The following is a 14,963-nucleotide window of genomic DNA, read 5'->3' as shown; positions in this document are numbered from 1 at the left end:
CTCATGGCCGTCACCGCCACAGAGGTCGCCGTCCTCGACGCGACCGAGACCCCGGCACCCAGCAAGCGCAGGTTCCGCTTCCTGCGCGGCCGCAAGACCGTCGTCGGACTCTGCATCCTGCTCTTCTTCGTGCTGATCGCCGTCATCGGCCCGTGGATCGCCCCGTACGACCCCGACACGATGAGCAACGAACTGCTCCAGCCGCCCTCCGGGGCCCACTGGTTCGGCACCACGCAGACCGGTCAGGACGTGCTCTCGCAGATCCTCGTCGGCACCCGAGGCGTCCTCGTCGTCGGCTTCATCGCCGGCATCATCGCCACGATCCTCTCCGTGCTGATCGGAGTCAGCGCCGGCTTCCTCGGCGGCACCGCCGACGAAGTGCTCTCGCTGCTCTCCAACGTCTTCCTCGTCATCCCCGGACTGCCGCTGATCATCATCATCGCCAGCTTCGTCTCCGACACGGGCGACCTGCTGATCGCCGCCGTCATCGCCCTCACCTCCTGGGCCTGGGGCGCCCGCGTGCTCCGCGCCCAGACGCTCTCGCTGCGCCGTCGCGACTACGTCGAAGCGGCCCGCGCCACCGGTGAGTCGACCTGGCGGATCATCTTCTTCGAGGTCATGCCGAACCTGACCGCCGTCATCGCCTCCGGCTTCGTCGGCACCGTCATCTTCGCGATCCTCTCCGAGATCACCCTCGCCTTCATCGGCGTCGCCGACATCTCCAACTGGAACTGGGGGACCGTCCTGTTCTGGGCCCAGTCCAACCAGGCCCTCGCCCAGGGCGCCTGGTGGTGGTTCGTCCCGGCCGGGCTCTGCATCGCGCTGCTCGGCATGTCGCTCGCCCTCATCAACTTCGGCATCGACGAGTTCGTCAACCCGCGCCTGCGCACCGAGACCGGCGGCTCCCGCAAGGTCCGCATGCGCGTCGGCTTCACGCCCGTGGCCCGTACCGGCACGTCCAAGAAGGAGCCCCGCCCATGAGCGAGCCCGTCCTCACCATCAGCGGCCTCAACGTGGACTACGGGACCGGCACCGACGCCGTACACGCGCTGCGTGACATCGACCTCACCCTGCACCGCGGCGAAGTCCTCGGCCTCGCCGGCGAGTCGGGCTCCGGCAAGTCCACCCTGGCCTACGCCGTCACCCGGCTGCTCTCCCCGCCCGGCGTGATCACCGGCGGCGAGGTCCACTACCACCAGCGCGACGGCCGGGCACTCGACCTGCTGACCCTGTCGGCGCCCGAACTGCGCGCCTTCCGCTGGCAGGAGCTGTCGATCGTCTTCCAGGGCGCGATGAACTCCCTCAACCCGGTGCACACGGTCCACAGCCAGCTCACCGACGTACTCCAGGCACACCGCCCGGAGATGAAGAAGGGCGAACGGACCGCACGGGCCGAGGAGCTCCTGCGTCTCGTCGGCATCTCCGCCGACCGGCTCGGCGCCTACCCGCACCAGCTCTCCGGCGGCATGCGCCAGCGCGTGATGATCGCGATGGCCCTCGCCCTGGAACCCGAGATCGTCATCATGGACGAGCCCACGACGGCGCTCGACGTCGTCATGCAGCGCCAGATCCTGCGCCAGCTCGTCAAGCTCCGCGAGGAACTCGGCTTCTCCGTCGTCTTCATCACGCACGACATCTCCCTCCTCATCGAGTTCTCCGACCGGATCGCGATCATGTACGGCGGCCGGATCGTCGAGGAGGCCGGCGCGGCCGACATCTACCGCGACCCCCGCCACCCGTACAGCGACGGACTGCTGCACTCCTTCCCCGCACTGCACGGCCCCCGCCGCGAACTCAGCGGCATCCCGGGCTCGCCCCCGCACCTGTCCGCGATGCCGGCCGGCTGCGCCTTCCACCCCCGCTGCGCCAGGAAGGTCGAGGCCTGCGACACCCACGTCCCGGTGCTCGCGGCGCCGGACGGGGACGGCTCCCGCGCGGTGGCCTGCTGGCTCCACAAGGAAGCCCCGGCCCCGGCGGCCGCCCGCCCGTAGCGCCGTACGCCCCGCACACCACAGGAGAACCATGAACCTCGTCACCCCTCAGGCCTACGCCCGCGAGATCGCCGCCCAGGCCGTACCCGGTCTGCCCGCCGACTTCCGCTGGGGCGTCGCCACAGCCGCCTACCAGATCGAGGGAGCGGCGGCCGAGGACGGCAGAACGCCGTCGATCTGGGACACGTACTGCGGGGTGCCGGGCATGGTCGTCCGCGGCGAGAACGGTGACGTGGCCTGCGACCACTACCACCGGATGCCCGAGGACGTGCAGCTGATCGCCGACCTGGGTGTCGACACGTACCGCTTCTCGCTGGCCTGGCCGCGCATCCAGCCCGGCGGCCGCGGGCCCGCCAACGCGAAGGGCCTGGACTTCTACAAGCGCCTGGTCGACGAGCTGGACGCCAAGGGCGTCACCCCGTGGATCACCCTCTACCACTGGGACCTGCCGCAGGAGCTGGAGGACGCGGGCGGCTGGCCCGCCCGTGACACCGCGTACCGCTTCGCGGAGTACGCCGCCCTCGCCTACGACGCCCTGGGCGACCGGGTCAAGCACTGGACCACGCTGAACGAGCCGTGGTGCTCGGCGATGCTCGGCTACGCGTACGGCAACCAGGCCCCCGGCCGGAAGAACCTCGGCGAGGCGATCCACGCCGTCCACCATCTGCTGCTCGGCCACGGCCTCGCCTCGCAGTACATGCGGGAGCAGGCCGCCGCACGCGGCAACGACCTCGAACTCGGCATCACCCTCAACCTGGGCACCGCGACGCCCGAGACCGACAGCCACGAGGACGCCGAGGCGGCCCGCCGCGCCGACGGACTCGGCGCCCGCCTCTACCTGGACCCGGTCGTCAAGGGCGCCTACCCGGAGGACATCGTCGCCGACCTCGCCGCCCAGGGCATCGAACTCCCGGTCCAGGAAGGCGACCTGGCGGCCATCGCCACCCCGCTGGACGTCCTCGGGGTCAACTTCTACCGCGGCTCGCTCTTCTCCGGCGTGACCGAGGAGGGCGCGGTGCTCGACGCCGACGGCCTGCCCGTCACCCGTGTCGTCGAGCGGGACCTGCCCCGTACCGCCATGGACTGGGAGATCACCCCCAGCGCCCTCACCGACCTGCTCGTCCGTCTGGAGAAGGACTACGGCCTCCCGACGGTCATCACCGAGAACGGTGCCGCCTTCGACGACACCGTCTCCGCGGACGGCTCGATCCATGACGCCGACCGCACCACCTATCTCGCCGACCACATCGCCGCCGTCGCCGACGCCCGTGCTCAGGGGGCCGACGTCCGGGGGTATTTCGCCTGGTCGCTGATGGACAACTTCGAGTGGTCCTACGGCTACGACAAGCGATTCGGCATCGTCCGCGTCGACTACGACACGCAGGTGCGGACGCTCAAGGACAGCGCCAAGTGGTACCGCGACACCATCCACCTCACCCGCAACGCGTAGCCGCGCCCGCGCGCGTGGCCGAGCCCTGTCCGACCCTGATCCGCCGGACCGGCCCGGCCGCGCCCGCGCGCGGCCGCGCAGCCCCATGGATACGAACGGGAGCCCCACCGTGCCCTCTCGTACGACTCTGGCAGCCACCACCGCCGCACTGATCGCCCTCGCCGCCCCCATGGCCTTCGCCGCCCCGGCCGCCCCGCGGCCGGCGGCCGAGGCCGCGGCCTGGGACACCGACCGGGCGGCCGCCGCCCACGCCGCCGACCCCGGCTCCGTCACCGCCTCCGGCAGCGAGAACGACGCCACCGGACCGGGAGCCGCCGCGGACGGCGACGGCGCCACCCGCTGGTCGAGCAACGCCGCCGACGACGCCTGGATCCGGGTCGACCTCGGCTCGGTCATCCGGATCAGCCAGGTCACCCTGGACTGGGAGGCCGCCTACGGCAAGAAGTACGTCCTGGAGGTGTCCAGGAACGGCACCGACTGGACCACCTTCTACACCGAGGACGACGGCACCGGCGGCAGCGTCACCGCGCACACGTACCCACAGGAGGTCACCGGCCGCTACGTCCGGATGCGCGGCATCCAGCGCGCCACCGCCTGGGGATACTCGCTGTACTCCTTCAAGGTGTACGGAGGGGAGCAGGCCCCCGCCTCCACGACCCGGAGCAACCTCGCCCTGAACCACCCCGCGTACGGCAACCTCTACCAGCACGCGGGCAATTCACCGGCCTTCGTCACCGACGGCGGCTGGCCGGCCGACCTCAAGGCGGACCAGTCGCGCTGGTCGAGCGACTGGAACGCGGACCGCTGGGTCGGCGTCGACCTCGGAGCCACCTCCACGATCGACACCGTCGACCTGTACTGGGAGGCGGCCTACGCCGTCGACTACCGGATCCAGGTCTCCGACGACAACCGCACCTGGCGCACCGTCTACCAGCCGTCCGCCGCCGACGTCGCCGCCCGCCGCGCCGACGTGAAGGCACCGGCCGACGCCGCCGGACGCCACGACACCGTCACCCTGCCCACCCCGGCGACGGGCCGCTACGTCCGGATGCTGGGAGTGGAGCGCCGCTCCTTCTACAACCCCGCACCGTCCACCGCCCAGTTCGGCTACTCCCTCTACGAGTTGCAGGTCTGGGGCACCGGCGGCAGCGCGGCCGCCGCCTACCCGGCCCTGCCCAAGGACCCCGGCGGCGCGTACAGCACCACCTTCTTCGACGACTTCACCGGCTCGGTCCTGGACCGCTCCAAGTGGCGGGTGGTGCGCACCGGCACGGAGATGGGCCCCGTCAACGGGGAGTCGCAGGCCTACGTCGACTCGACGGACAACATCCGCACCGAGAACGGCGCCCTCGTCCTGGAGTCGAAGTACTGCAAGGCGTGCACCCCCACGCCCAACGGAACCTTCGACTTCACCTCCGGCCGGGTCGACACCAACACGAAGTTCGACTTCACCTACGGCAAGGTCAGCGCCCGTATGAAGCTGCCGGTCGGCGACGGCTTCTGGCCCGCCTTCTGGATGCTCGGCAGCAACGTCGACGACCCGTCCGTCTCGTGGCCCGGCTCGGGCGAGACGGACATCATGGAGAACATCGGCTACGGCGACTGGACCAGCTCCGCCCTGCACGGCCCCGGCTACTCGGCCGACGGCAACATCGGCAAGCAGCAGACCTACCCGAACGGCGGCCGCGCCGACGCATGGCACACCTACGGCGTCGAGTGGACGCCCGAAGGCATGACGTTCACCGTCGACGACCGGGTCGTCCAGACGACCTCCCGTCAGAAGCTCGAATCCACCCGCGGTCAGTGGGTCTTCGACCACAACCAGTACGTGATCCTCAACCTGGCCCTCGGCGGGGCGTACCCCGCCGGCTGGAACAAGGTCACCACGCCCTACTGGGGCCTTCCGCAGTCCAGCGTCGACCGCGTCGCGCAGGGCGGCATCAAGGCGGAGATCGACTGGGTGCGCGTCGAGCAGAAGAAGTAACCGGACCGTCGGGTAGAAGCACCAACCGGACCACCACCCCCCGCACTCCAGGTCACACCCGCACCCGCGCGCGGCACAGCATCCGCACCGCTGTGCCGCGCGCGGCCACCGCACCGAGGAGCCGCACATGCCACCCCGCACCCGTCACCGGGCGAGACCCGCGACCGCCGCACTGGCCGCCGCGACCGTCCTCGCCGGCCTGCTCGCCGGCGCCGTTCCCAGCGCGGCGGCGCCCGTCGCCGCCGACGAACCCGCCCCGGTCGCCATCGACCGCTTCGAGGGCGAGGTCCCCTTCGCCAACCAGCCCGCCGAGGGCATCTTCACCTGGGGCGGCGACGCCGACGATCCGCCCACCCTGGCGCTGAAGGAACGCGCGGACGCCCCCGAGGGCGCCAAGGTCCTCGAAGGCTCCTACGACATCAGCGGCTACGGTGGGCTCAGCCACGACTACGCCGCCGACCAGCCCGCCCACGACTGGTCCGCGCACAAGGGCATCCGCTTCTGGTGGTACGGCCAGAACACCGCGCCCCTGCCGCCCGGTTCGGGCAAGAAGATCAGCTTCGAGATCAAGGACGGCGGCGCCCACGGCGAGGCCTCCGAGCTCTGGACCACCTCCTTCACCGACGACTGGGAGGGCTGGCACCAGGTCGAGATCCCGTTCGCCGACTTCACCTACCGCGGCGACTACCAGCCCGTCGGCGGCATCGACCAGGTCCTCGGCCTCGACGAGATGTGGGGCTACGCCCTCACCCTGCCGCCCGGCGGCCCCGGCACGTTCGCCATCGACGGCATGGAGCTGTACGGGAAGGCCGACGCCGCCCTGAAGGCGAGCGTCGTCACCGACGCGGCCGTGCACCCCGTCACGCAGGGCGAGACCGCCGGCATCGACCTCTCCGTCGCCACGACCGGTTCGCTCCCGCTCGACGAGCCCGTCACCGTCGCGTACGAGACGAAGGGCGGCAGCGGGGCGTCCGGCACCGACTACACGCCGGTCAGCGGTACGTACACCTTCCCCGCGGGCACCGCCTCCGGCACCACGCACCGGGTCTCCGTCACCACGAAGAAGATCACCGGAGCCGCCTCCGCCAAGACGGTCCCGCTCGAACTCACCGTCACCGGCGCCAAGCCGCCGAAGGAGAACCCGCAGGTCGTCATCGACGCCCACGGGCTGCCCTACCAGAACCCGAAACTGCCGGTGAAGCAGCGGGTCGCCGACCTGCTGGCCCGGTTGTCGCCCGCCGAGAAGGCCGGCCAGATGACGCAGGCCGAGCGCAACGCGCTCTCCTCGCAGGGCGACATCGCCGCGTACGACCTCGGCTCGCTGCTCTCCGGCGGTGGCTCCGTCCCCACGCCCAACACCCCCGCGGCGTGGGCGAAGATGGTCGACGGCTACCAGCTGCGCGCCCAGGCGACCCGCTTCCAGATCCCGCTGATCTACGGTGTGGACGCGGTGCACGGCCACAACAACGTGATCGGCTCGACGATCATGCCGCACAACGTCGGACTCGGCGCGACCCGCGACCCGAAGACCGTCGAGAAGACCGGCGCTGTCACCGCGAACGAGGTGCGCGCCACCGGCATCCCGTGGGACTTCGCCCCCTGCCTCTGCGTCTCGCGCGACGACCGCTGGGGCCGCGCCTACGAGGCCTACGGGGAGGACCCGGCACTCGTCGAGTCCCTGGAGACCGTGATCCAGGGCATGCAGGGCGCCGCGTCCGGCAAGGACCTGGACCGCAACGACAAGGTGCTGGCCACCGCCAAGCACTACGTCGGCGACGGCGGTACGGAGTACGGCTCCTCCACCACCGGTTCGTACCCCATCGACCAGGGCATCACCAAGGTCACCCGGCAGGAGCTCGAAGCCGTCCACCTCGCACCGTTCGACGACGCAGTCAAGCGCGGGGTCGGCACGGTCATGCCGTCGTACTCCTCGCTCGACATCCTCGGGGACGACGAGGGCCCGGTGAAGATGCACGCCAACGCCGCGATGATCAACGGTGTGCTGAAGGACCGGATGGGCTTCGAGGGCTTCGTCATCAGCGACTGGCAGGCGATCGACCAGATCCCCGGCGACTACGCGAGCGACGTCCGCACCTCGGTCAACGCCGGACTCGACATGATCATGGTGCCGACGGCGTACAAGGACTTCACGAAGACGCTCCAGGACGAGGTCACCGCGGGCCGCATCACCCAGGCCCGGATCGATGACGCGGTCTCCCGCATTCTGACGCAGAAGTTCCGGCTGGGCCTCTTCGAGAAGCCGTACGCCGACACGTCCAACCTCGACAAGGTCGGCTCGGCCGAACACCGCGCCGTGGCCCGCGAGGCCGCCGCCAAGTCCCAGGTGCTGCTGAAGAACGACGGCGGTGTGCTTCCGCTGAAGTCCACGCAGAAGGTGTACGTCGCCGGCTCCAACGCCGACGACATCGGCAACCAGGCCGGAGGCTGGACGGTCAGCTGGCAGGGCTCGTCCGGCAGCATCACCCCGGGCACCACGATCCTGTCGGCCATGAAGAAGGACGCCGCCTCGGTCACGTACTCCAAGGACGCGTCGGCCGCCACGGACGGTTACGACGTCGGTGTCGTGGTCGTCGGCGAGACCCCGTACGCGGAGGGCATCGGCGACGTCGGCAACGGCCACGACCTGGAGCTTTCCGCCGCCGACAAGGCCGCCGTCGACAAGGTCTGCGCCGCGATGAAGTGTGCCGTCCTGATCGTCTCGGGCCGCCCGCAGCTCATCGGCGACCGGCTCGACGGCATCGACGCCCTGGTGGCCTCCTGGCTGCCGGGCACCGAGGGCGACGGGGTGGCCGACGTGCTCTTCGGCAAGCGGGCCTTCACCGGACAGCTTCCGGTGACCTGGCCGAAGTCCGAGGCGCAGCTGCCCATCAACGTGGGCGACGCGGCGTACGACCCGCAGTTCCCGTACGGCTGGGGCCTCACCACGCTGAAGAAGCCCCCGGCCGGCGGCGAGCTCACGCTCGGCGCGCTCGCGCTGGCCGCCCAGGTCGCGGAGCGGACCGGCCTCGGCCGGACGGACGTGGGCCGGACCATCGTCGGCCAGGCCCGGCTGCTGGTCCAGCAGAAGACCGGCGGGAAGGTGACGGAAGCGGTGTCCAAGCCGTTCGCCGACGCCGACCACCTGCTGCTCACCGGTGACCTGACCGGTGCGGTGGCGAAGCTGAGGGCGGCGTACCGGGCCGCCTGAGACGAGCGGGCGGGCGGCGAGGTCAGCCGCCCGCCCGCGTTTTGCACTCTTTTGGGTTAACTTGGAAGCATGCGGAACAGGCCGTTCCCCACCTTCATGGTCCCGGCGCTCCTCGCGGGACTCCTCCTTCTGCTGTCGGCGGCCGCCCTGATCCTGGCCCCCGCCGCTCCTGCCGCTCCCGCCGCGACCACCGCCTCCACCGTCGACGAGGTCGCCCAGGCCCTGCGCAAGAGCCCCGTGTACGTCGATCCGGCAGCGGCCGGCCAGCTCTCCCGGGGCCAGGCCGACGCCCTGACGAAGAAGATCAAGGACGCGGACAAGCCGGTCTTCGTGGCCGTGCTGCCGCAGAGCTCCGCCTTCCCCGAGGACAGCGTGCTCCGCACCCTGCGCACCGACACCGGAATCACCGGCGTCTACGCGATCCGCCTCGGCGACGGCTTCAACGCGGGCGCCGACCCGCAGGTGATGTCGCGGCAGGCCGTGCAGAACCTCACCGAGGCCGTGAAGACCCCCGGCGCGGACACCTCCGCCGCGACCCAGCTGAACGCGTTCGTCGACCGGGCCGTCGAGCAGGCCCGGGGCAGCGCCCCCGGCTCCTGGGGCGGCTCCTCGTCCGACAGCGGTTCGGCAGGAGCCGGGCTGATCGTCCTGGGCGCGGTGGTGGTCGCCGCCGGCGCGGGCGCGTACACGATCGTGCGCCGCAACCGGAAGCGCAAGGAGGCCGAGGAGCAGGCCGCTCTGGACAAGCTCCGGGTCGTCGTGGACGAGGACATCACGGCCTACGGCGAGACCCTGGACCGGCTCGACTTCCACCCCGCGGAGCCGGGCGCCGACGACACGATGCGCACCGACTACGAACGCGCCCTCGACTCCTACGAGAGCGCGAAGTCCCGGATGGCGCAGGCCCGGCACCCCTCCGACGTGCGCGGGGTGACCCAGGCCCTGGAGGACGGCCGCTACTCGCTCGCGGTCCTGGACGCCCGCCGCTCCGGCGACGAGCTCCCCGCCCGCCGCCCGCCCTGCTTCTTCGACCCGCGCCACGGCCCCTCGGTCGCCGATGTCCAGTGGACCCCGTCGGGCGGCACCGCCCGCGAGGTCCCCGTGTGCGGCGCCGACGAGATACGGCTGCGCGACGGCGAGGACCCGATGAGCCGCACCGTCGACATGGGCGACGGCAGCCGGCGCCCGTACTGGGAGGCAGGACCGGCCTACGGCCCCTGGGCGGGCGGCTACTTCGGCGGCGGCCTGCTCCCGGGCCTGCTGGTGGGCACGATGCTCGGCTCGATGCTCTCCACACCGGCGTACGCGGCGGAGTACGGCGGCGGCGACTTCGGCGGTGGTGACTACTCCGGCGGCGACTTCTCCGGATCCGACTTCGACTCGTCCGGCTTCGGCGACGGGGGAGGCGGCGGCTTCGGTGACGGCGGCGGCTTCGGCGGGGGCGGCGACTTCGGCGGCGGAAGCTTCTAGACCGCGTGCGAGGCAGCGGCGATGAGTTCCGGGCCGCGTGGCAGTCTCTTCTCCCGTACACCTGACCGGTATTCGAGGAGCGAGTCACATGCGCGTCGTCATCAACGAGTTCATCAGTCTGGACGGCGTCGTGCAGGCGCCGGGCGGTGCCGAGGAGGACACGGACGGCGGCTTCGCCCACGGCGGCTGGTCGCACCCGTTCTTCGACCCGGAGGTGGTCGGCGGCGCCTTCGACAACGCGATGAGCTCGGCCGAGGCACTTCTCTTCGGCCGCCGCACCTGGCAGAACATGGCCGGAGCGTGGCCCGGGCGGGCCGGCGACCCGTTCGCCGACCGGATGAACGCGATTCCGAAGTACGTCGTGACCGACACCCTGGGCGACGACGACCTGACGTGGAACAACACCGAGCGCATCCCCGGCAAGCAGTTCGCCGGGCGGGTTCAGGAGCTGCGCGCGAAGGACGGCGGGAACCTGCTGGTCATGGGCAGCCCCACGCTCGTGCGCAGCCTGCTCGGCGAGGGGCTCGTCGACGAGCTCCGGCTCGTGATCATGCCGGTGCTGCTCGGCGGCGGGAAGTCGATCTTCCCGGCGGACGGCGGGCTGCGCACCCTGGAACTGGTCGCGCACGCCACCAGTGACGCGGGCGTACAGGTGTGCACGTACCGGACGGCGGCGAAGGGCTGAACGGGGTGCGGGGCCGCGGCCCCGCACCCCTCGGTGACCGCGGGCCCCGGATCAGCGGCGACCGGCGTGAGCGCGCTCGAAGGCGGCGAACGCCGTCTCCTGGCGCCACTGGGTCGCGGCCTTCGGGTTGTCGGCGAGGTAGCGGGCACAGCGCGCGCCCGGGTGGGCGTCGCCGGGCCGGCTGCCGGCGCAGGCGGAGACGGTGCGGTAGCCGGAGGGCGCGGAGCCGGCGGCCCACAGGCTGCGGCCGTCGCGGAAGGCGTACTCCAGCGAGGCGCGGGCCAGGTCCTTCAGCTCGGTGTAGCCGAGGTCGTACGTCTGCGCGGCGTACTGGTACTCGTGGCTGATGTCGATCCGTGAGACGCCCGGGTCGTCCGTGGACAGGACCACGGGGACGCCGTAGCGGCGGTAGGCGTTGAACGGGTGGTCGTCGCCCGCGATGCCGAGGATCTGCTTGTTGCTGGAGAACGGCACCTCGACCGCGACCTGGCGCCGTGCCATGGTCCGGGCGAGCCGGCGCCAGTCGTCCTCGTGGACCAGGTCGACGCCGTGCCCGATGCGTTCGGCGCCGGCGACGAGGACGGCCTCGCGGATGTGGAAGGTCAGGTCCTCGGGCTTGACCAGGCCGGGGGCCAGCTCACCGGCGTGCAGGGTGAGATGGGCGTCCGGGTACTGGCCGCGCAGGTACTGCAGCATCCGCATCTGGAGGCTGTAGTTGCTCAGCGAGCTGTCCCAGTCCTCGGGCTGTACGAGGTTGACCGCGACGAACCTCGGATCGCGCTCGGCCAGCCGCATGCCGATCGCCATCTGCGTGAACACCCGCGCCGGTGAGCTTCCCCGGGAGACCTGGGAGATCCAGCGGACGGGCAGCCGGCAGCCCGGGTCGGGGCGGTTCGTGTCGCAGTGCGCGGTCGCCCGGAACTGCGCGTTGGCGTCATCGGCTTCCTTGACCGCCTCGTTCACGACCCGGTCGAGCTGCCCGCCTGCGAGGAGCCTGCGGTGGAAGGCGGCCAGGTCGGCGTCGTAACCCACCGCGTCGGCAAGCTTCTTGGCGCTGTCCGAGGCCGGGGTGACCATGGTCTCCAGATAGAACTGGTTCTGCCGCACCACGGTGTTGGCCACATTGGCCAGGAGCTTGCCCCGGTCCCACGTCGCCAGGCCGAACTTGCCGAACGTGTCGAAGAAGTGGTCGTGCCCGGACTGATCGGCCGGGAAGTCCTGCATGGACCAGGCCCGGATGACCTGCTGCCGGAAAGCCGCGTCCGTCCGCGCGTCGGCCGCGGGCCGCGTGCCCGTACCGCAGGGCGGCGCGACGGCTGTCATCGTCGCGTCGACGCACAGGCCCCGCTCGATCGCGAGCTGGATCAGATACTCCGTCGAGGCCGCACCCGACAGGTGGTTGTGCAGATCGCCGCCCTTGGGCAGCGCTTCGAAGAAGGCCTTCAGCCGCTCGGGCCTGCGCTGCGAGGCGTTGAGATACGCGGCGGTCCTGCGCTCGGCCGCTGTCACCTCACGGGGCGAGGCGAACCCGGCGGCCGGGGGCGACGCGTCGTCCGCCGGTGCGGCCTCGGCGGGGAGCGCCGGGAGCAGCGTCAGTACGGCGAGGGAGCCGAGCCCGGCCAGGAACGGGTACTTGGGACGGCGTGCCGTCCGGATGGTTGAGGTCACCGCCGCATGATCGCGTCTGGTTCTGATGGATATCGCCTGAATCGCGGCGGTGACCGGACACGTCCACTCGATCGAGTGGGGGACCGCATGACCTCGCCCACCCTCCGGCGACCCTTGACGTGATATACCGCCAGAGACCTATAGTGCTAGGACCCTAGATGAATAGAGGCGACGGTGATCGAGTTCCACCTCGATGCCCGGTCCGGCGTCGCGCCGTACCTGCAACTGGTTCACCAGGTCCGACAGGCCATGCGCCTGGGGCTGTTGTTCGAGGGGGATCGCCTGCCCACGGTCAAGGACGTCGCGGCGAAGGTGGCGATCAACCCGAACACCGTCCTCAAGGCGTACCGGGAGCTCGAGTACGAGGGACTGGTGACCAAGAAGCCCGGCGTCGGGACCTTCGTGTCGAGCACCCTCAGCGACGCCTCGCTGTCCCAGCACGAGCCCCTGCGGCAGGAGTTGCGCGGATGGCTGACGCGGGCCCGGGCCGCCGGTCTGGACGAGGAAAGCATCGAGGCCCTGTTCCTGAGCACGTTCCGTACGGCCACCGAAGAGGAGCAATGACCGCCATTCTGGAAGCCATCGGCCTGGGCAAGCGATACGGCCGCCGCCAGGCACTCTCGGACTGCACGCTCAGCGTGCCCGCCGGCCGGGTGGTCGGCCTGGTCGGGCCCAACGGGGCAGGGAAGTCCACGCTCCTGCAACTCGCCTGCGGGCTGATCACCCCGACCTCGGGCACCATCGAGGTCGTCGGCGGGCGCCCCGCCGCCGACCCGGCCCAACTGGCCAAGGTCGGCTTCGTCGCCCAGGACACTCCCACGTACACCGGGCTGTCCATCGCCGACCACCTGCACCTGGGCGCCCGCCTCAACCCCACCTGGGACAAGGGCCTGGCTGAGGGCCGGATCCGTGACCTCGGCCTCGACCCCGCCCAGCGGGTCGGCAAGCTCTCCGGAGGTCAGCGGGCCCAGGTCGCGCTGACGCTCGCCGTCGCCAAACGCCCGGAACTGCTGATCCTCGACGAACCCGTCGCCGCCCTCGACCCGCTGGCCCGCCGCGAGTTCCTCCAAGGGCTCATGGAACACGTCGCCGAGCACGGCACCACCGTCATCCTCTCCTCGCACCTGGTCTCCGACCTGGAGCGGGTCTGCGACCACCTGATCTCCCTGGTCGCCTCCCGGGTCCAGCTTGCCGGAGACGTCGACGACCTGATCTCCACCCACTTCCGGCTGACCACGGCCCGCCGGGACGCGGAGAGCCTCCCGGAGAAGATGCGGGTGCTCCAGGCCACCCACACCGAGCGCCAGAGCACCTTCCTGGTGCGTGCCGACGCCGCCCTCCATGACCCCGCCTGGGTCCTGGAACCCCTCGATCTGGAGGACCTGGTCCTCACCTACATGGCCGAAGGCCGAAGCGCCGCCGCCACGAAGACCCCGGAGGCACAGCGATGATCTGGCTGACCTGGCGCCAGTACCGCGTCCAGACCCTCGTGGCCCTGACGGCGCTGGCCGCCGTCGGAATCGCCCTCGTGATCACGGGGACGCAGATGCGCACCTCGTACGACGGCGACGTGGCCGGCTGCTCCACCACCTGCGAAGCGGCCAAGAACGCCTTCGTCCACGAGTACGAGACCCTGGCCGCCCTCGTCACGGGACTGCTCGTCGTCGTGCCGGGCGTCATAGGGATCTTCTGGGGTGCGCCGCTCATCGCCCGCGAGCTGGAGACGGGCACGCACCGGCTGATCTGGAACCAGAGCATCAGCCGCGGCCACTGGCTCGCCGTGAAGCTCACGGCCGTGGGCCTGTCGTCCGTCGCCGTCACCGGTCTGCTCAGCCTCATGGTGACCTGGTGGGCCCGGCCGCTCGACGAGATCACCAGCAACCGCTTCGATCCGCTCCTGTTCGACGGCCGGGGCGTCGCACCACTTGGCTACGCCGCCTTCGCCTTCACCGTCGGAGTCTGCGCCGGCCTGCTGATCCGCCGGACGGTTCCCGCGATGGCGGTCACCCTCGGCCTCTTCGCCGCGGTCCAGATCGTCATGCCGTACGCGATCCGGCCGCTGCTCATGGAGCCGGTGCGGGCGGAGGTGGCACTCGCCGGCCTCGGCATGGCGGCGCAGGAGGGGAGGCCCGCCGAGGGCGCCGCGTGGAGCGCCACCGACATCATGCTGTCGGGCGACGGGGGGAGCGCCCAGGTGAAGGTGGGCCTGTCGAGGCCCGGAGCCTGGGTCCTGTCCGACCTCGGACCCGTACTGAACTCCGAGGGCGAGGAGATGCGCGGCAGCGCGGGCTGTGCCGCACGGGAGACCGACCCGTTGCGCTGCTTCGCGAAGTCGGACTTCCATGTGGCGGTGGAGTACCAGCCCGGGGACCGCTACTGGACGTTCCAGTGGATCGAGACGGGGATCTTCGTCGCGCTCGCGGGCATCCTCGCCGGGTTCAGCGCCTGGTGGCTCCGCCGGCGTCTGGACTGACCGTTCGGCGGAGGGCCGGGCCGGGCCTGCGGAG

General features: G+C 71.1%; 11 protein-coding genes. 10 read left to right on the top strand and 1 reads right to left on the bottom strand.

The genetic code is table 11. The features are described from left to right. The first annotated feature begins 3 nt into the window (after nt 1-3). The 7 genes from OG959_RS09095 to OG959_RS09065 all read left to right on the top strand — a co-directional run bounded on the left by OG959_RS09095 (nt 4) and on the right by OG959_RS09065 (nt 10,788). Nucleotides 4-981, top strand: a complete 978-nt coding sequence (locus tag OG959_RS09095; protein ID WP_326657696.1) for an ABC transporter permease — start codon at nt 4-6, stop codon at nt 979-981. Beyond that, nucleotides 978-1,991, top strand: a complete 1,014-nt coding sequence (locus OG959_RS09090) for an ABC transporter ATP-binding protein (RefSeq protein ID WP_326657695.1) — start codon at nt 978-980, stop codon at nt 1,989-1,991. Before OG959_RS09095 ends, OG959_RS09090 begins: the two co-directional genes overlap by 4 nt. A 31-nt stretch (nt 1,992-2,022) precedes the next feature. Beyond that, entirely contained in the window at nt 2,023-3,441 is a 1,419-nt protein-coding gene (locus OG959_RS09085; protein WP_326657694.1) for a GH1 family beta-glucosidase, read from the top strand. A 109-nt stretch (nt 3,442-3,550) separates the two neighbouring features. Continuing rightward, nucleotides 3,551-5,425 (top strand): discoidin domain-containing protein, encoded by a 1,875-nt coding sequence (locus tag OG959_RS09080; RefSeq protein ID WP_326657693.1) that lies wholly within the window; start codon nt 3,551-3,553, stop codon nt 5,423-5,425. Nucleotides 5,426-5,552: 127 nt separating this feature from the next. Continuing rightward, on the top strand, nt 5,553-8,633 hold the full coding sequence (locus OG959_RS09075; RefSeq protein WP_326657692.1) for a glycoside hydrolase family 3 protein: 3,081 nt from the start codon (nt 5,553-5,555) through the stop codon (nt 8,631-8,633). A gap of 69 nt (nt 8,634-8,702) precedes the next feature. Next, nucleotides 8,703-10,103, top strand: a complete 1,401-nt coding sequence (locus OG959_RS09070; RefSeq protein ID WP_326657691.1) for a hypothetical protein — start codon at nt 8,703-8,705, stop codon at nt 10,101-10,103. Between the two features lie 88 nt (nt 10,104-10,191). Continuing rightward, on the top strand, nt 10,192-10,788 hold the full coding sequence (locus OG959_RS09065) for a dihydrofolate reductase family protein (protein WP_326657690.1): 597 nt from the start codon (nt 10,192-10,194) through the stop codon (nt 10,786-10,788). A gap of 51 nt (nt 10,789-10,839) precedes the next feature. On the opposite strand, the gene OG959_RS09060 is transcribed toward OG959_RS09065, so the two are convergent. After that, nucleotides 10,840-12,456 (bottom strand): adenosine deaminase family protein, encoded by a 1,617-nt coding sequence (locus tag OG959_RS09060; protein WP_326657689.1) that lies wholly within the window; start codon nt 12,454-12,456, stop codon nt 10,840-10,842. A gap of 174 nt (nt 12,457-12,630) precedes the next feature. Between OG959_RS09060 and OG959_RS09055 the strand changes: the two genes are divergently transcribed. Genes OG959_RS09055 through OG959_RS09045 form a run of 3 tightly spaced genes read left to right on the top strand, consistent with a single transcriptional unit; the run spans nt 12,631 to nt 14,929 of the window. Beyond that, nucleotides 12,631-13,020, top strand: coding sequence for a GntR family transcriptional regulator (locus OG959_RS09055; RefSeq protein ID WP_326657688.1), 390 nt, complete (start codon nt 12,631-12,633; stop codon nt 13,018-13,020). Then, nucleotides 13,017-13,907 (top strand): ABC transporter ATP-binding protein, encoded by an 891-nt coding sequence (locus OG959_RS09050; protein ID WP_326657687.1) that lies wholly within the window; start codon nt 13,017-13,019, stop codon nt 13,905-13,907. Before OG959_RS09055 ends, OG959_RS09050 begins: the two co-directional genes overlap by 4 nt. Continuing rightward, complete coding sequence (locus OG959_RS09045) at nt 13,904-14,929, top strand: ABC transporter permease subunit (RefSeq protein ID WP_326657686.1); 1,026 nt, start codon at nt 13,904-13,906, stop codon at nt 14,927-14,929. The genes OG959_RS09050 and OG959_RS09045 overlap by 4 nt, the downstream gene beginning before the upstream one ends. Nucleotides 14,930-14,963 lie beyond the last annotated feature (34 nt).

The sequence above is a fragment of the Streptomyces sp. NBC_00385 genome, assembly GCF_035917155.1.
Lineage (GTDB): Bacteria > Actinomycetota > Actinomycetes > Streptomycetales > Streptomycetaceae > Streptomyces > Streptomyces poriferorum.
The sequence above is the reverse complement of the archived record's forward strand: the minus strand, read 5'-3'. Positions and strand labels throughout refer to the sequence as shown.

Bases quoted from the DNA above. Each gene is read 5' to 3' on its own strand.
- OG959_RS09095 (WP_326657696.1), top strand. From the start codon at position 4: ATGGCCGTCACCGCCACAGAGGTCGCCGTCCTCGACGCGACCGAGACC.
- OG959_RS09090 (WP_326657695.1), top strand. From the start codon at position 978: ATGAGCGAGCCCGTCCTCACCATCAGCGGCCTCAACGTGGACTACGGG.
- OG959_RS09085 (WP_326657694.1), top strand. From the start codon at position 2,023: ATGAACCTCGTCACCCCTCAGGCCTACGCCCGCGAGATCGCCGCCCAG.
- OG959_RS09075 (WP_326657692.1), top strand. From the start codon at position 5,553: ATGCCACCCCGCACCCGTCACCGGGCGAGACCCGCGACCGCCGCACTG.
- OG959_RS09070 (WP_326657691.1), top strand. From the start codon at position 8,703: ATGCGGAACAGGCCGTTCCCCACCTTCATGGTCCCGGCGCTCCTCGCG.
- OG959_RS09065 (WP_326657690.1), top strand. From the start codon at position 10,192: ATGCGCGTCGTCATCAACGAGTTCATCAGTCTGGACGGCGTCGTGCAG.
- OG959_RS09050 (WP_326657687.1), top strand. From the start codon at position 13,017: ATGACCGCCATTCTGGAAGCCATCGGCCTGGGCAAGCGATACGGCCGC.
- OG959_RS09045 (WP_326657686.1), top strand. From the start codon at position 13,904: ATGATCTGGCTGACCTGGCGCCAGTACCGCGTCCAGACCCTCGTGGCC.